Here is a 16,039-nt window from a genome sequence, read left to right as displayed (position 1 = left end):
CATGAGCAATATCGTGGAAATCAAAGTTCCGGACATTGGTGATTTCGACGCCGTGGAAGTCATTGAAGTCTTGGTGAAGACTGGTGACACCATTGCGGCCGAACAAAGTCTGATCACGGTGGAGTCCGACAAGGCCTCCATGGAAATTCCTGCTTCCGAAGGGGGGGTGGTGAAATCCTTGAAGGTCAAGGTGGGAGACAAGGTCAGCCAGGGCTCGGTGATTCTCGAGATCGAAGCAGAAGGTGCCGCACCGGCCGCATCAGCACCCGTGGCTGAGGCTGCCGTGGCGGCCCCTGCAGCTGCACCTGTGACCGTTGCGTCGGCGCCAACCGCGCCGGCCGTTTCGGGAGGGACGCAGAGCGTCGTGGTGCCCGATATCGGCGACTTCGATGCTGTCGAAGTCATCGAGGTGCTGGTGAAGGTCGGTGATACCATCGCCGCCGAGCAAAGCCTCATTACTGTGGAATCGGACAAGGCCTCCATGGAAATCCCCGCCTCAGTCGGTGGGGTCGTGAAGGCATTGAAAGTCAAGGTGGGTGACAAGGTCTCTCAGGGGACCGAGATTCTGGTGGTTGAAACCTCGGGTGCTGCACCTGCAGTTGCTTCGGCAGCCCCGGCGGCGGTAGCACCGGCTGCACCTGCGCCGGCACCTGTCCCCGTCGTGGCGCCTCACCCCGAAGCAGGGGCTCCGGTGTCCGTCGCCGCCACCCGTACTTCGCCAACGGCGGCGTATGCGGAGTCTGCAGTCCCGTTGCGCGATCTGCCACACGCCTCGCCCTCCGTGCGCAAGTTTGCGCGTGAGCTTGGAGTCAACCTGACCCGCGTCACAGGTAGCGGGCCCAAAAGTCGGATCACGTCCGATGACGTTCGCGCCTTCGTCAAACAATCCCTGGCAACGGGTGCCGCCGGCACAGCGGGGACCGTCAGCGCCGGTGAAGGTTTCAGCGTTCTGGGTTGGCCCAAGATCGATTTTGCGAAATTTGGCGAGATCGAAGCCAGGCCGCTTTCACGCATCAAGAAAATTTCGGGCGCAAATCTGCATCGCAACTGGGTGATGATCCCGCACGTCACCAACAATGAAGTCGCAGACATTACCGAGCTCGAGGCCTTGCGCCAGCAGCTCAATGCCGAGAATAAGAAATCAGGCGGACCTAAGGTCACGATGTTGGCCTTCCTCATCAAGGCCGTGGTGGCGGCACTGAAGAAGTTCCCGGAGTTCAACGCCTCGCTGGATGGCGACAACCTGGTCTACAAGCATTACTACCATGTCGGCTTTGCCGCTGACACGCCCAACGGCCTGGTCGTCCCGGTGATTCGCAATGCCGATCAGAAAGGGGTTCTTGAGCTGGCAGCCGAGACCTCGGCTCTGGCAGGAGTGGCCCGTGAGGGCAAGCTCTCACCCTCGCAGATGCAGGGCGGCTGCTTCTCGATCTCGTCATTGGGCGGGATCGGTGGCACAGATTTCACGCCTATCATCAATGCGCCCGAAGTCGCCATTCTCGGGGTATCCCGCTCGGCCATGCAGCCAGTGTGGGATGGCAAGGCCTTCCAGCCTCGGCTGATGTTGCCATTGTCCCTGTCCTACGATCACCGGGTCATTGATGGCGCCTCGGCTGCGCGTTTCAACGCCTATCTGGCTGGCCTACTGGCGGATTTCCGCCGCATCATCCTGTAAGGGGGGACGCATGGCTACCATTGAACTCAAGGTTCCGGACATTGGCGATTTCGATCAAGTCGAGGTGATCGAGGTCCTTGTCAAGGTGGGCGATACCATTGCCGCTGAGCAAAGCCTGATTACGGTCGAGTCCGATAAGGCCTCGATGGAAATTCCCGCCGAGCAGGGGGGCGTCGTCAAGGCCTTGCAGGTGAAACTGGGTGACAAAGTGTCTCAGGGCTCCGTCATTCTCACCGTCGAGTCTGAAGGCGCGACGGCGGCACCGCAGCCTGAGGCCTTGGTGGCCCCAGCGGCGCCAGCGGTCGCTGCCGCACCGGCTGCGGCACCGGCGCAGTTTTCGGGTACGGCGCAGGCTGAATGCGACGTGCTGGTGCTCGGAGCAGGCCCTGGGGGCTATTCGGCTGCATTCCGTGCGGCTGATCTGGGCCTGAGCGTGGTGCTGGTTGAGCGCTATGCCACCCTGGGCGGCGTATGCCTGAATGTCGGTTGCATTCCGTCCAAAGCGTTGCTGCATTCGGTGGGGGTGCTCGAAGAAGCAAAATCACTGGCGGCGCACGGCATCAGCTTTGGCGACCCGACCATCGATCTGGACAAGCTGCGAGGTTTCAAAGAGTCGGTGGTTGGCAAGTTGACGGGCGGGTTGGCAGGGATGGCCAAAGCCCGCAAGGTGAGCGTGATTCGTGGAGTAGGGAATTTCGACGATCCCCATCACCTGACGGTGACCTTGACCGACGGAGGCCAGACGACTGTGAAGTTCGCGTCAGCCATCATTGCGGCGGGCAGCCAGTCGGTCAAACTGCCATTTCTGCCTGACGATCCTCGCATTGTGGATTCCACGGGCGCGCTGGCACTGACGTCCATCCCCGAGCGTATGCTCATCGTTGGCGGTGGCATCATTGGCCTGGAAATGGGCACGGTGTATTCGGCGTTGGGCACACGGTTGGACGTGGTCGAAATGCTGCCCACGCTCATGACCGGCGCAGATCGAGACCTGGTCAAGGTCTGGGACAAGATGAATGCACACCGCTTCGACCATGTGATGCTCAATACCAAGACGGTGGCGGCCGAGGCGCGCACCGATGGCATCTGGGTCACGTTCGAGGGCGAGTCGGCACCTAAAGAACCTCAACGGTACGATCTGGTGTTGCAGGCAGTGGGTCGCTCTCCCAACGGCAAGAAGCTTGGCGCCGACAAGGCTGGAGTGGTGGTCGGTGACCGGGGTTTCATTGCGGTCGACAAGCAGATGCGTACCAACGTGCCGCACATCTTCGCGATTGGCGACATCGTGGGGCAGCCCATGCTCGCCCACAAGGCGGTACACGAGGCGCACGTGGCGGCTGAGGTAATTGCAGGCGAAAAATCGTTCTTCGATGTCCGCGTGATTCCATCCGTTGCTTATACCGATCCCGAAGTCGCCTGGGTAGGCCTCACGGAAGACGCGGCAAAGAAGCAGGATGTGGCCGTCAAGAAGGGGCTGTTCCCTTGGCAGGCCTCCGGCAGGGCGATTGCCAACGGGCGTGACGAGGGCTTCACAAAGTTGCTCTTCGATGCCGAGACCGGGCGTATTCTGGGGGGCGGCATTGTGGGAACGCACGCAGGCGACCTCATCAGCGAAGTGGCGCTTGCCATTGAGATGGGCGCCGACTCCGTAGATATCGGGAAGACCATCCATCCGCACCCCACACTGGGCGAGTCCGTCGGCATGGCGGCCGAGATCGCGGACGGGGTCTGCACGGATGTCCCTCCCGCGCGTCGCAAGTAAGTCAGTACCGGTACGCGGGGCAGGGATGCCCGCGTGACCGCCCATGGCGGGTGCTACTATCGGCACCTGCCATTTTCATTTCTGGAGCCTCGCTCTTCCATGTCTCACACTGCTCCCGCCTCTGACGCCACTTTGGCGGACTGGCTGCACTATCTGGAAACCCTGCACCCCAAGGCCATCGATCTGGGCTTGGAGCGTGTTCGGGCGGTGGCCGAGCGGCTCGCCATTTCGCTGGACTGTGTGAAGATCGTGGTCGCTGGTACCAATGGCAAGGGCTCGACCTGTGCCATGCTGGATTCGATTCTGCGCACTGCGGGTTACCGGGTGGGGATGTACACCTCACCTCATCTCCTGCGCTTCAACGAACGCATCCGGATCAACGGCGAAGAGGCCAGCGACCAGGCCATCATCGAGCAGCTTGAACGCGTCGAGGCGGCGCGCGGGGATATCTCGCTGACCTATTTCGAGATGACGACGCTGGCCGCTTTCCTGCTGTTCCAGGCCGCGCGGCTGGATGCTGCTGTGCTGGAAATCGGGATGGGCGGGCGCCTGGATGCGGTGAACATCATGGACGCGGATTGCTCCATTCTCACGAGCGTGGACCTGGACCACATGCAGTGGCTGGGAGACACCCGCGAGGCCATCGGGTTTGAAAAGGCGCACGTATTCCGACCCGGCTGCCCCGCCATTTGTGCGGATCCCCTGCCGCCTCAGACGGTACTGGATTACGCGCAGAAGATCGGTGCCGATCTCTGGCGCTTTGGCGTGGATTTCAATTATTCGGGGGATCGCCAGCAGTGGGCCTATGGCGGGCGCTCTCAGCGTCGCGCTGCGCTGGGCTACCCGGCACTCCGGGGAGCCAACCAGCTCATCAATGCGTCGGCGGCACTGGCGGCATTGGAAGCCCTGGGCAATAAGCTGGTGGTGAGCCAGCAAGAAGTGCGAGAAGGACTGATCAACGTCAATCTTCCGGGGCGTGTGCAGATTCTGCCAGGCCTGCCGCACATTATTCTGGACGTGGCGCATAATCCGCACGCGGCGGCAGCCCTGGGGCAAAGCCTGGATGCCATGGGCCATTATCCCCACACCTACGCGGTGGTCGGCATGTTGCATGACAAAGACATCGAGCATACGCTTGAAAAAATGTCCAGGCGCATCGACCGGTGGATGTGCACTTCGCTGGGCGGACCTCGGGGGACGAAGGCCGAGGATCTGGCACAGATCGTGCATCGCCTCAGCGGAGATGAGGCGCCGGTGGATACGTTCATCGAGCACACAGCCGAACTCACTCGTTCTCGCAAGCCGGGGGTGCGTTCGGCCCCTCGTCCGGCTGTTGCGCATCGTGACGTGCAGGTTTCAACATTTGACACTCCGCAGCAAGCCTTTGCTGAAGCACGAAAGCAGGCGACCGACAATGATAGAATTCTGGTCTTCGGGTCGTTTGCAACGGTGGGTCCGATCCTCGAAGTTTTGCACGCCGAGGGCAGGGACGTTGCAGCGTACGTCGGGCGGGGTCGCTGACCCGCTTTTTTAGGGGGTTACAGGCACGATGTTCTTTCGCCACGCAGCCGGTTCAGAAAAACGTGCGCCCGCACGCGCGCGAGGGTCTAACGATGCTCAGTTGAAAGAGCTGCGCGCCAAGGCACGTCGGCGCCTCATTGGGGCGCTGGTGCTGGTGCTGGCCGCCGTCATCATCGTCCCTTGGTTCTTCCAGGAGCCCGTCACCGACGACACCCACGCGCCGGTTGTCGTACCAGCCGCTCCGACAGGGATTCTGGCGGCCGCTGGAACGCCTGCAACAGGCGGTGCTCCCGCTGCTGGTACCCCTTCCAGTGCCGCGGGCTCCGGGGCTTCTGCGGCTGGCAGCACGCAAGGGACGGTGCAATCTGGTGATGCGACCCCGGCTGCTTCAGGCTCGGTTGCCGGCACGGTAGCTTCTGAGACACCCGATGCGCGAGGCCTTTCACATGAACAGGAACCAGCAAGCAATCACGAGCTCGATGCGGCTGTGGCCTCGGTCACCAGAAGCCCTGAAAAGCCGCCTCAGACCAGGCCCGCCGAGCTTCCCAAGCGCGCTGAGCCTGCCAAACCGGCACGCAAGCCGGTAGAGCGCACCGACGATGGCTCTGTGGCGCTTGCCCTTTTGTCAGGAAAATCCCCTGAATACGCAGCGCCTTCGAAGGCAGCGCCCCAAGGCAAGTATTTTCTTCAGTTGGTCTCTTATAACGCCGAACAGGATGCTCAAGCGCGGCGAGACAGCTTGCGCCAGGCGGGCGTCACGGATGCCTATGTCGAGCGTGGGCAGGCGTCGGGGCGTACCGTCTATCGCTTGCGGGTGGGGCCTTTCGGTTCTCACGAAGCGGCGCAGGCCGCGCAGGCGCGCTTGCGGGCATTGGGCTACCAGAACAGTTTGATTTCAGCCAACTGACCCGCGTCTGAGGGACCCTATGACCAGTTTCGATTACATCATGCTGGCGGTTGTTGCGGTCTCGGCCCTGATCGGGCTGCTGCGGGGGTTCCTGCGCGAGGTGCTCTCACTGGTCGCTTACGTCGTCGCGTTCGTTGCGGCCGTCTGGTGGGGACCCGTGGTTTCCGGCTGGCTTGTAAGTCTGATCGACAATGGCCTGTTGCGAGCGCTGGCCGCCTATGGCGCGGTCTTCGTGGTGGCGCTCATGGGGGTGGGGCTTTTGAACATGGCCCTGGGGGCGCTGGTTGACCGTACGGGTCTGACCCCCGCAGACCATGGTTTGGGCGCCGTGTTCGGGGCCGTGCGTGGATTCCTGCTGGTGCTGGTGCTGGTCGGCATGGCCGGCTACACGCAACTTCCTGAAGAACCCTGGTGGCAGCAGGCCAAGACGGCCGATGCCTTCGTCAAGGGCTTCCAGCACATCAAGGCCTTGTTGCCGGCAAGTGTCGCAGAATTGCTTCCTTATTGAGTGGAATCGAATTATGTGTGGCGTAGTAGGTGTGATGGGGCGCAGCCCCGTCAATCAGCTGATTTACGACAGCCTGTTGCTGCTGCAGCATCGGGGGCAGGATGCTGCCGGAATTGCGACTGCACACGACCAATTCTTCAGCATGCACAAGGCTCATGGTCTAGTGCGCGATGTGTTCCGCACGCGCAATATGCGTGCTCTTCCGGGTAATAGCGGCATTGGCCAGGTGCGCTATCCTACGGCAGGCTCCAGCGCCAGTGTGGACGAGGCTCAGCCGTTTTACGTCAATGCACCCTTTGGCATTACCTTCGTGCATAACGGCAATCTGACCAATTGGCGTGAGCTGCGCGAGTCGCTCTTCAAGCATGATCGCCGCCACATCAACACCAATTCAGATTCCGAAGTGCTGCTGAATGTGTTTGCGCATGAGTTGCAGCAAGCCTCGGATGGCGGAACCCTGGATTCCGAGGCCGTCTTTCAGGCAGTGCGCGCCGTTCACCGGCGGGCTAAAGGGGGATATGCCGTCATTGCCAATATCAGCAGTTTCGGTTTGGTTGGATTTCGGGACCCCTACGGGATTCGACCCCTGTGCCTGGGCCGTCGCGATACCGAGGCTGGCGTTGAATGGATGCTGGCGTCTGAATCTGTCGCGTTGACCGGTACCGGGTTTTCGCTGGTGCGTGACGTCGCACCAGGCGAGGCCGTGGTCGTCACGGAAGAAGGCGAACTCAGCCACGCGCTGTGTGCGGCGCCCGGGCTCGAGCACACGCCCTGCGTATTCGAGTACGTTTACTTTGCGCGCCCGGATTCCATCATGGACGGCGTCTCCATCTATGATGCGCGTCTGCACATGGGGGAATGCCTGGCAGATCGAGTGGCCAAGACTCTGCGTCTGGGCGATGTCGACGTCGTCATGCCGATTCCTGACTCTTCGCGTCCCTCGGCGATGCAGCTCGCTTCGCATCTTGGCCTGAACTACCGCGAAGGCTTCATCAAGAACCGTTATGTGGGGCGCACCTTCATCATGCCGGGGCAGGCAGTGCGCAAAAAGTCCGTGCAACAGAAGCTGAGCGCGATTGCCCGGGAATTCCAGGGCAAGAACGTGCTGTTGGTGGATGACTCCATCGTACGAGGAACTACCAGTCGCGAGATTGTCGATATGGCGCGCGCTGCGGGCGCAAACAAGGTGTTCTTTGCCTCCGCTGCACCGGCTGTCCGCTATCCGAACGTATATGGAATCGACATGCCGACGCAGGCCGAGTTGATTGCTACTGGGCGGGATACCGATCAGATCGCGCATGAGATTGGCGCAGATGACCTGGTCTATCAGGATCTGGGCGATCTTGAGCAGTCCTTGCGGGATCTGAATCCTGCGCTGCGTGCGTTCGAATCGTCTTGTTTCAGCGGCCGGTACGTCACGGGAGACATCGATGCGGCGTATCTCGAACGGCTGAGTCGCACGCGAGGCGAATCAGTGCGCTCAGGCGCCATGGTAGCCTCCGCCGAAGAGGCCTGAACGGCCTCTCGGTCGAGTGATCAGTCGCGGGGATTGCGCACCAGTGACCAAAGCGCCAGCAGGCCACACAGCACGAACAGCATCAGTCCCCATAGGCTGTACTCGATGCCGAACAGGCTGACGCGGGCGTCCATGCAGCTTGCGTAAATACCGAAGAGCCAGGGCATGTAGGCATCCAGTCCGGTGCCTGAGATGAATCTGTCGGCGAAGGTCTGTGCGCATGAAAATGAGTGGGCGGCCACACTGTACTGGTACCAGGCTGCGATCACGCCACAGGCCGACAACAGGAGCGTCACGAGCGCGCCCAGAGCGCGTACCCCTCTGGAACCCCAGCCTGCAGCCGTCACGAAACAGATGATGGCAATGGCAATCAAAATCAGCCGTTGCAAGACGCACCAGGCGCACGGTTCCATGCCAAAAATATGTTGCGAAATCAGAGCAACGAGAACGGCTGCCAGGCACAGGAATGCCGTGGTGCGCAAGATGCGGTCAGTTTTTGTAGTTTTCATGGCTGGAACTGTCTGTGTGGTTGAGGGGATGAGACGGAGTTTGCAAGTGAGGGCGCCAGCGCGTCCAGTACATGACGTTCGAATTGAAGTTGGTTGCGCGGATGATTGAGAGCTTCGCCATCCAGGATGAAAATATCTTCCACCCGGTCCCCCAGCGTCATGATTTTCGCCATCTTGAGGTCGACCTCATGGTGTACGAAAACCTGCGCCAGGTCGTGCAGGAGCCCCACGCGATCTGCAGTGGTCACCGACAGGCGCCAATTCCCGCCTTGTTCATCTGCCTGGAGGGCGACGGAAGGCAGGATGGGAAAGGCCCGGGCTCGCCGTGAACCCTGAAGCGCTGCGGAGCGTGGGCGCTCGAAAGGCACAGGGGCCTCGAGTGCCTGGAGCAGCTCGTGCTCAATGACGGTGGCGTGGGCGCGCAGGTCATGGTCATGGGCGGGCAGCAGGACCACGAAACTGTCCAGGGCCCAGTGTTGGCGCGTGGTGTGCACCCGGGCATCCTGGATGCTTAGGCCATGGTGATCGAAATAGCCACAGATAGACATGAACAAGTCGGGTCTGTCCGGTGCGTAGGCCAGCACCTGTAGCGCTTCGCTACGAGTGAGTACCCTGACTCGAACGACGAGAGCTGGGCCCTGGAACCTCGAATACAGTACACGGGTGTGCCAGGCGATCTCGCCTGCGTCGTGGCGCAGGAAATAGGCAACATCCAGTTGCGCCCAGAAGGCTTCGCGGCTTTCGTCCCGCAGGCCCATGCGTCGGGTTTCAGCGGCAGCTGCCTCCTTGCGCAAGGCAAGGATAGTCCCAGTGTCGGGCTGGGTGCCACCCAAGGCTGCCAGTGTCAGGTGGTAAAGATCCTTCAGGAGCTCACCCTTCCAGGCATTCCACACCTTGGGGCTGGTCCCGCGGATGTCGGCTACTGTAAGCAGATAGAGGGCCGCCAGTTGCCGCTGGGACCCGACTTTCGTGGCAAAGTCGTGGATGACCCGAGGATCGCTCAGGTCTTTCTTTTGCGCCACTTGCGACATGGTCAGGTGTTCGCGCACGAGAAATTCCACAAAGCGGACCTCGTCTCGAGGGAGGCCATGGCGCACCGCGAAGCGGCGTACTTCGCGGGCTCCCAATTGGGAGTGGTCGCCCCCGCGGCCCTTTGCAATATCGTGAAACAGGGCGGCGACGTAGAGTAGCCAGTGCTTGTCCAGCCCCGCGATGAGCTGGCTTGCCAGTGGATATTCCTGGGCGTGTTCCGGCATGGTGAACCGGCGGATGTTTCGGATCACCATGAGGATGTGCTGGTCCACGGTGTAGGCGTGAAACAGGTCGTGCTGCATCTGCCCGACGATACGTCGGAACACGGGCAGATAGCGGGGCAGGATGTTCCACATTGTCATGTCACGCAGCGCGTGAACGATACCCCTGGGCTGCTGCAGGATAGCCAGAAATTGTGCGCAGTTCGCGGCGTCGCTGCGAAAGGCACGGTCGATGCGTCTGCGGGCATGCCAGAGGGCTCGCAACGTACTGGCCGCCATGGCCTGCAGCTCCGGATGCTGCTCCTTGACGAGAAAAACGCGCAACAACAACGCCGGGTTACGTTCGAAGCCGTCGTCGTGCACCAGGGCAAGTCGATCACGCCGCACGCAGAAATCCAGGTCGATGGGTGTGGCAGCTTCGTCCGGCCGCGGAAACAATCGCTCTTCGAGACTCTGCATGAGCAGATGATTCACCTGACAGACGACGCGTGCAGCCCAGTAGTAGCGCTGCATGAGCAGTTCACTCGCACGTCGATGCGGCAGGTCTTCGAAGCCGTAGATGCGGGCCAGGCGTGGTTGCAGGTCGAAGAGCAGACGGTCCTCGCGGCGACCGGCCAACAGGTGCAGCTCGACGCGCAGGCGCTTGAACGCAAGTTCGGCGCGCCTGAGCGATCTGAACTCTGCCGTCGTCAGAAGGTCAGTGTGTGCGACTGCGCGCCAGTCGTCGCCCAGGCCTGACGCACGCGCGAGCCACAGCAGTACTTGCAGGTCGCGCAGGCCTCCAGGCGCCTCTTTGCAGTTGGGTTCGAGTGCGTAAGGGGTGTCCTGGTGACGCGCATGGCGCTGCTGCATCTCGGTGCGCTTGGCAAGGAAGAACTCCTGAGGGTTCAAGTCCGTTTGCATCGCCAGGCAGAACGCGTCGAACAGAGCCTTGTTGCCCGACAGCCAGCGGGCTTCCAGTAAAGAGGTCTGGACGGTAATATCTGCACCCGCTTCTTGGTGGCATTGTTCCAACGTGCGTACGCTATGGCCTGGTTCCAGCCCGATGTCCCAGAGCGCTGCAATGAAGGGCTCGATACGTTCCTTGTCCTGGCGAGTCGGGACGCGCTCCAACAGAATGAGGATGTCCAGGTCTGAACATGGGTAGAGCTCGCCGCGCCCGTAGCCTCCGACAGCCGCCATGCAGGCACCGTCGGGCAAGGGGTGGAGTTTCAGCAGGCTGCGAAGCGACTCGTCAGCGATCCGACGCAAGGTGCCGAGGAGAGTTTCGGCGCGCAGGTGCCTGCGATATGCCTGGATGGCCTGGGCGCGTTGCTGCTGCAAATGCGCCCGCAGCGCCGCGGTGCCACCCAGGGGGTTCTCAGTCATACAGAGGCAAGAGTCACCGTAGAAAAGGCCGGAGGGGCCGGCATGGCCGGCGAAACCGTGAGCACTTCACACCCGGTTTCGGTCACCACCATGCTGTGCTCCCATTGGGCGGAGAGGCTGTGATCGCGGGTGACCACGGTCCACTGATCTGCCAGCGTACGGATCTCACGGCGTCCTGCGTTGATCATGGGTTCGATGGTAAAGAGCATCCCTGGCTCGAGCAGGACTCCGGTGCCGGGACGGCCGTAATGCAGCACTTGGGGGTCGTCGTGAAACTTGCGCCCTACACCATGGCCGCAGTATTCGCGAACGACAGAGAAGCCGGCTGCTTCGGCATGCTTTTGAATGACGTGACCTACGTCGCCCAAGGTTGCACCGGGGCGCACCTGCTCGATGCCCAGCCACATGCATTCGTAGGTGGTGTCGATGAGGCGACGCGCCAGGATGGAGGGTTCGCCCACGCAATACATGCGGCTGGTGTCACCGAACCAGCCATCCTTGATGATGGTCACGTCCATGTTGAGTGTGTCGCCGTTCTTCAGCACCTTGTCGCCCGGGATGCCGTGGCAAATGACGTGGTTGACCGAAGTGCAGATCGATGCCGGGTAGGGGGGGTAGCCCGGGGGAGCATAGCCCACGGTGGCGGACTTGACGTGCAGCTCGTCAGTCAGGTATTCCATGCAGAGGCGGTCGAGCTCGCCTGTGGTGACGCCGGGTTGCACGAATGGAGTGAGGTAGTCCAGGATGCTGGCTGCATCGCGACAGGCCGCGCGCATTTTTTCCAGGTCCTGTGGGTTGGTGACGATTTGGCTCATGGGTGGCGCTTGATGTACTGATAGAAAGAATAGTAGAATTATAGGCTTACTTTTATTTTGTAAGCCCCATGCCGAATGCGTGGAACAGCCCGAAAACGGTCAGCAGAAAAACGGCCTGACGGATGTTTTTTGCATTGTGGCAAATAGCGTACTTGGCTACTTAGGGTGTCTTGGATGAAACCGAAAGTGGGTTCATGTTAGTCCCGGATACTGGCCCTGTACAAGATCGAACCCTTTGGAGAATCTCATGTCGCTTATGCGCGAAATGCTTGAAGCCGGTGTCCATTTTGGTCACCAGACCCGTTACTGGAACCCGAAGATGGCCGAATACATCTTCGGTCAGCGCAACAAGATCCACATCATCAATCTTGAACGCACGGTCGAAAAATACCTGGAAGCCACCCAGTATGTGCGCCAGGTTGCCGCTCGTCGAGGTACGGTGCTGTTTGTGGGCACCAAGCGCTCGGCACGCGAACTCCTCGCCGTCGAGGCGCAGCGCTGCGGCATGCCTTATGTCGACACCCGCTGGCTGGGTGGCATGATGACCAACTTCAAGACGGTCAAGACCTCGATCAAGCGCCTGAAAGACATGGAAGCGCAGCAGGCCGAAGGTGCCACTGAACACATGACCAAAAAAGAAGGTCTGATGTTCGAACGCGAGATGGCCAAGCTCAATAAGTCCATCGGTGGCATCAAAGAGATGACCACACTGCCGGATGCACTGTTCGTCATCGATGTGGGCTATCACAAGATTGCGATCGCCGAGGCACGCACCTTGGGCATCCCCGTGGTGGGTGTTGTGGATACCAACCACTCGCCGGAAGGCATCGATTACGTCATCCCGGGTAACGACGATTCGTCCAAGGCGATTGCGCTGTATGCACGCGGTATGGCTGATGCCGTTTTGGCAGGCCGTGAGCAGGCCCTGAATGGCCTGACCGAAGAACTCGCCGAAAACGAAGAGTTCATCGAGGTCGAGCAGGATCAGGAACAGGAATAATCTGTTTCTGATTTCCCTCGTCCCGACTCGGGCGGCTGCGGCCGCCCGCCGCATACTGGCTCTTGCCAGTGTGCGCACTGATTGAACAGGAGAATCTGATGGCACAAATTACCGCTTCCATGGTCAAGGAATTGCGCGAGAAAACCGACGCGCCCATGATGGAGTGCAAGAAGGCGTTGACCGAGGCCGATGGCGACATGGCTCACGCCGAAGAATTGCTGCGCGTAAAACTGGGCAGCAAGGCATCCAAGGCCGCGAGCCGTGTCACGGCCGAAGGCCTGGTTGGCGTTTATATCGCTGATGACGGCAAGTTGGGCGCGTTGGTCGAAGTCAACTGCGAAACTGACTTCGTCGCAAAAAACCAGGATTTCATTGGTTTCGTGAATGCGGTAGCCCGTCTGGTGGCAGAGCATAATCCGGCCGACGTGGCTGTATTGGGCTCGTTGGCCATGGGCGAGGGCACGGTTGAAACCACGCGAGCAGCTCTGGTGGGCAAGATTGGCGAGAACATGGCGGTTCGCCGCTTTCAGCGCTTCGAAACGGCTGACACGCTCAATAGCTACGTGCATGGCGGACGCATTGGCGCGTTGGTCGACTACGCAGGCAACGACGAAACTGGCAAGGATCTGGCGATGCAGATTGCAGCAGCCAAGCCCAAGGCGCTGGATGCAAGCGGCGTGGACCCCGCGCTGATTGCGACTGAGCGCTCCGTTGCCGAACAAAAAGCAGCCGAGTCCGGCAAGCCTGCCGAAATCGTCACCAAGATGATCGAAGGTTCGGTCCAGAAGTTTCTCAAAGAAGTCACCTTGCTGTCTCAGCCCTTCATCAAGGACGACAAGCACTCCGTCGCTCAGATGCTGAAAGAGCGCGGTGCTCGCGTGAACCGCTACGCCCTGTTCGTGGTGGGGGAAGGCGTCGAGAAAAAGTCTGAAGACTTCGCCGCCGAAGTTGCTGCGGCCGCTAGCGGCTCGTAATCTTGTCGTTTCATCCTGGCTGCATCGAGTGGCCAGGATGAAACGAGGCAATTCGTATACGATGACAGCGCGCAGCATGCGGGCTCCGTTACGCGGCAGTTGCGTGTTGCTTGGCCATTTTTCAGTGTCAACCTTCCAGGAATCCGGTGCATGTCTACTCCCGCTTATAAGCGCGTTCTCCTGAAACTCTCGGGCGAAGCCCTGATGGGAGGAGATTCTTTCGGTATCAATCGTGCGACTATCCTGCGCATGACCGAAGAGATTCACGGGGTGGTGTCACTGGGCGTACAGCTGGCCGTCGTCATCGGTGGTGGCAATATTTTTCGGGGTGTTGCGCCTGGGGCTCAGGGCATGGACCGCGCGACGGCCGACTACATGGGGATGCTCGCCACCGTCATGAACGGCCTGGCGCTGCAGGACGCTCTCAAGAACCATGGCGTGGATGCGCGAGTGCAATCCGCGCTCAACATCGATCAGGTGGTCGAGCGCTACATTCGGCCAAAGGCGCTGCGCTACCTTGAAGAAGGCAAGGTCGTCATCTTTGCGGCAGGGACAGGCAATCCGTTCTTTACCACCGACACGGCTGCTGCATTGCGGGGTGCCGAGGTGGGAGCCGAGATGGTCCTGAAAGCCACCAAGGTGGATGGGATCTACAGTGCGGACCCCAATAAGGATCCCAATGCGACGCGCTATTCTCACATCAGCTTCGACGAGGCCATCGTGCGTCGCCTCGAGGTCATGGACGCGACCGCGTTCGCGTTGTGCCGTGATCAGAAGCTGCCCATCAAGGTATTTTCAATCAATAAGCCAGGGGCTCTTCGGCGCGTGATTTGCGGCGAGGACGAAGGTACCCTGGTGCAGGTATAAGACATAGGAGTCCGAATGAGTCTCTCCGACATCCGCCAATCCGCCGACGATCGCATGGGCAAGTCCATCGAATCGTTGAAAGCCAATCTTGGCAAGATTCGTACGGGCCGCGCGCACGCGGGCATACTTGATCATGTATTGGTCGAGTATTACGGTTCGCCAGTCCCTGTCAGTCAGGTGGCGAGCGTATCCGTGATCGATGCGCGCACCCTCAGCGTTCAGGTCTGGGAAAAAACCATGGCGCAAGCGGTGGATAGAGCCATTCGGGAATCCGATCTGGGTCTGAATCCCATTTCCATGGGAGACAATATCCGCGTGCCCATGCCTGCGCTCACTGAAGAGCGCCGTCGCGACCTCACCAAGGTGGTTCGTGGTGAGGGCGAGGACTCCAAGATCGCGATTCGCAACCTTCGCCGTGAAGCCAACGAAACCTTGAAGAAGCTCCTGAAAGACAAGGAGCTCTCGGAAGACGATGAGCGTCGCGGTCAGGATGAGATCCAGAAGCTCACAGATCGCTATGTGGCTGACATCGAGAAGCTTGTCACGCAGAAAGAAGCCGAGATCATGACGGTCTGACCCCGTTTCATGGTACAGATGGCATGAGCCAGAGCAGTTCCACCCTTGCGGTTCCAACGACCGGTCCGACACCTCGCCATGTCGCCATCATCATGGACGGCAATGGGCGTTGGGCCACGCAACGGCACCTGCCACGTACGGCGGGCCATATCCGGGGTGTACAGGCCGTCCGGCGGGTGGTCGAGGCATGCGGTCGAAGGGGTGTCGAATACCTGACACTCTTCGCCTTCAGCTCCGAAAACTGGCGCCGACCTGCCCAAGAGGTCTCGCTGCTCATGCGCCTGTTCGTACGCACGCTCGAAAAAGAAGTGGGCCGTCTGGTGGAACAGGGCGTGCGCCTGCGCGTCGTGGGAGATCTCAGCGCGTTCGACGAAAAATTGCGGCGCCTCATTCTTGCCGCAGAAGAGCGCACAGCGGATCAGTCGGCTCTTACGCTGACGATTGCCGCCAATTATGGTGGGCGCTGGGACATTCTTCAGGCGATCAGGGCCTTGTGGGCGGCACATCCGGAACTGATCTCACAGCCCGATAAAATGGATGAGGCCATGCTCGAGCCTTGGCTTGCCATGGCGTATGCTCCTGAGCCGGATCTGTTCATCCGTACGGGGGGAGAACAGCGGATCTCCAATTTTCTCATTTGGCAGCTTGCGTACACCGAGTTGTACTTCACGGACTGCTACTGGCCCGACTTCAAGGCCCAAGACATAGACGCTGCATTCGCGTGGTATCGTGGCCGTGAGCGTCGCTTTGGGCGCACCAGCGCGCAGCTGGCTGCACGTTCCTGACCA

The 16,039-nt window shown here is 60.4% G+C and carries 14 protein-coding genes; 11 read left to right on the top strand and 3 right to left on the bottom strand.

Features of this window, described 5'->3' with window-relative positions:
• Position 1: 1 nt before the first annotated feature.
• The 6 genes from aceF (at position 2) to purF (ending at position 7,889) form a co-directional block, all read left to right on the top strand.
• Positions 2-1,675 (top strand): dihydrolipoyllysine-residue acetyltransferase, encoded by a 1,674-nt coding sequence (gene aceF / locus VF285_RS13730; RefSeq protein ID WP_346953197.1) that lies wholly within the window; start codon positions 2-4, stop codon positions 1,673-1,675.
• Between the two features lie 10 nt (positions 1,676-1,685).
• Positions 1,686-3,437 (top strand): dihydrolipoyl dehydrogenase, encoded by a 1,752-nt coding sequence (gene lpdA, locus VF285_RS13725; protein WP_346953196.1) that lies wholly within the window; start codon positions 1,686-1,688, stop codon positions 3,435-3,437.
• A 99-nt stretch (positions 3,438-3,536) separates the two neighbouring features.
• Positions 3,537-4,958, top strand: a complete 1,422-nt coding sequence (gene folC / locus VF285_RS13720) for a bifunctional tetrahydrofolate synthase/dihydrofolate synthase (RefSeq protein ID WP_346953195.1) — start codon at positions 3,537-3,539, stop codon at positions 4,956-4,958.
• Positions 4,959-5,058: 100 nt separating this feature from the next.
• Positions 5,059-5,865 (top strand): SPOR domain-containing protein, encoded by an 807-nt coding sequence (locus tag VF285_RS13715; protein WP_346953194.1) that lies wholly within the window; start codon positions 5,059-5,061, stop codon positions 5,863-5,865.
• Positions 5,866-5,884: 19 nt separating this feature from the next.
• The gene (locus VF285_RS13710) at positions 5,885-6,373 is read left to right on the top strand and encodes a CvpA family protein (protein WP_346953193.1); all 489 of its coding nucleotides are present in this window, start codon (positions 5,885-5,887) and stop codon (positions 6,371-6,373) included.
• A gap of 13 nt (positions 6,374-6,386) precedes the next feature.
• Positions 6,387-7,889, top strand: a complete 1,503-nt coding sequence (gene purF / locus VF285_RS13705; RefSeq protein WP_346953192.1) for an amidophosphoribosyltransferase — start codon at positions 6,387-6,389, stop codon at positions 7,887-7,889.
• Between the two features lie 20 nt (positions 7,890-7,909).
• Here purF and VF285_RS13700 read toward each other — a convergent pair whose 3' ends face one another.
• From VF285_RS13700 to map, 3 genes are read right to left on the bottom strand one after another with little or no spacing between them, the layout of a single operon-like run.
• A complete protein-coding gene (locus tag VF285_RS13700) occupies positions 7,910-8,398 on the bottom strand; it encodes a disulfide bond formation protein B (RefSeq protein ID WP_346953191.1) in 489 nt (162 codons plus the stop codon).
• On the bottom strand, positions 8,395-11,019 hold the full coding sequence (locus VF285_RS13695; RefSeq protein ID WP_346953190.1) for a [protein-PII] uridylyltransferase: 2,625 nt from the start codon (positions 11,017-11,019) through the stop codon (positions 8,395-8,397). Before VF285_RS13695 ends, VF285_RS13700 begins: the two co-directional genes overlap by 4 nt.
• On the bottom strand, positions 11,016-11,834 hold the full coding sequence (map, locus tag VF285_RS13690; protein WP_346953189.1) for a type I methionyl aminopeptidase: 819 nt from the start codon (positions 11,832-11,834) through the stop codon (positions 11,016-11,018). Before map ends, VF285_RS13695 begins: the two co-directional genes overlap by 4 nt.
• Positions 11,835-12,081: 247 nt before the next feature.
• Between map and rpsB the strand changes: the two genes are divergently transcribed.
• From rpsB to uppS, 5 genes are all read left to right on the top strand, one after another.
• A complete protein-coding gene (gene rpsB, locus VF285_RS13685; protein ID WP_346953188.1) occupies positions 12,082-12,834 on the top strand; it encodes a 30S ribosomal protein S2 in 753 nt (250 codons plus the stop codon).
• A gap of 98 nt (positions 12,835-12,932) precedes the next feature.
• Positions 12,933-13,808 carry a translation elongation factor Ts gene (tsf, locus tag VF285_RS13680; protein WP_346953187.1) on the top strand — a complete coding sequence of 292 codons (876 nt, stop codon included), beginning with the start codon at positions 12,933-12,935 and terminating at the stop codon, positions 13,806-13,808.
• A 150-nt stretch (positions 13,809-13,958) separates the two neighbouring features.
• Positions 13,959-14,675 (top strand): UMP kinase, encoded by a 717-nt coding sequence (gene pyrH / locus VF285_RS13675; RefSeq protein ID WP_346953186.1) that lies wholly within the window; start codon positions 13,959-13,961, stop codon positions 14,673-14,675.
• Between the two features lie 15 nt (positions 14,676-14,690).
• On the top strand, positions 14,691-15,251 hold the full coding sequence (gene frr / locus VF285_RS13670; protein WP_346953185.1) for a ribosome recycling factor: 561 nt from the start codon (positions 14,691-14,693) through the stop codon (positions 15,249-15,251).
• Positions 15,252-15,274: 23 nt separating this feature from the next.
• Entirely contained in the window at positions 15,275-16,036 is a 762-nt protein-coding gene (uppS, locus tag VF285_RS13665; protein WP_346953184.1) for a polyprenyl diphosphate synthase, read from the top strand.
• The last annotated feature ends 3 nt before the right edge of the window (positions 16,037-16,039 follow it).

The organism is Castellaniella sp., assembly GCF_036379515.1.
In the GTDB taxonomy this organism is placed as follows: Bacteria; Pseudomonadota; Gammaproteobacteria; order Burkholderiales; family Burkholderiaceae_B; genus Castellaniella.
Note: the sequence above shows the minus strand (reverse complement) of the source record. Positions and strands in the feature narration are given on the sequence as shown.

Excerpts from the sequence above, each read along its gene's own strand:
- aceF (WP_346953197.1), top strand. The coding sequence starts at position 2 with ATGAGCAATATCGTGGAAATCAAAGTTCCGGACATTGGTGATTTCGAC.
- lpdA (WP_346953196.1), top strand. The coding sequence starts at position 1,686 with ATGGCTACCATTGAACTCAAGGTTCCGGACATTGGCGATTTCGATCAA.
- folC (WP_346953195.1), top strand. The coding sequence starts at position 3,537 with ATGTCTCACACTGCTCCCGCCTCTGACGCCACTTTGGCGGACTGGCTG.
- VF285_RS13710 (WP_346953193.1), top strand. The coding sequence starts at position 5,885 with ATGACCAGTTTCGATTACATCATGCTGGCGGTTGTTGCGGTCTCGGCC.
- purF (WP_346953192.1), top strand. The coding sequence starts at position 6,387 with ATGTGTGGCGTAGTAGGTGTGATGGGGCGCAGCCCCGTCAATCAGCTG.
- VF285_RS13700 (WP_346953191.1), bottom strand. The coding sequence starts at position 8,398 with ATGAAAACTACAAAAACTGACCGCATCTTGCGCACCACGGCATTCCTG.
- VF285_RS13695 (WP_346953190.1), bottom strand. The coding sequence starts at position 11,019 with ATGACTGAGAACCCCCTGGGTGGCACCGCGGCGCTGCGGGCGCATTTG.
- map (WP_346953189.1), bottom strand. The coding sequence starts at position 11,834 with ATGAGCCAAATCGTCACCAACCCACAGGACCTGGAAAAAATGCGCGCG.
- rpsB (WP_346953188.1), top strand. The coding sequence starts at position 12,082 with ATGTCGCTTATGCGCGAAATGCTTGAAGCCGGTGTCCATTTTGGTCAC.
- tsf (WP_346953187.1), top strand. The coding sequence starts at position 12,933 with ATGGCACAAATTACCGCTTCCATGGTCAAGGAATTGCGCGAGAAAACC.
- pyrH (WP_346953186.1), top strand. The coding sequence starts at position 13,959 with ATGTCTACTCCCGCTTATAAGCGCGTTCTCCTGAAACTCTCGGGCGAA.
- frr (WP_346953185.1), top strand. The coding sequence starts at position 14,691 with ATGAGTCTCTCCGACATCCGCCAATCCGCCGACGATCGCATGGGCAAG.
- uppS (WP_346953184.1), top strand. The coding sequence starts at position 15,275 with ATGAGCCAGAGCAGTTCCACCCTTGCGGTTCCAACGACCGGTCCGACA.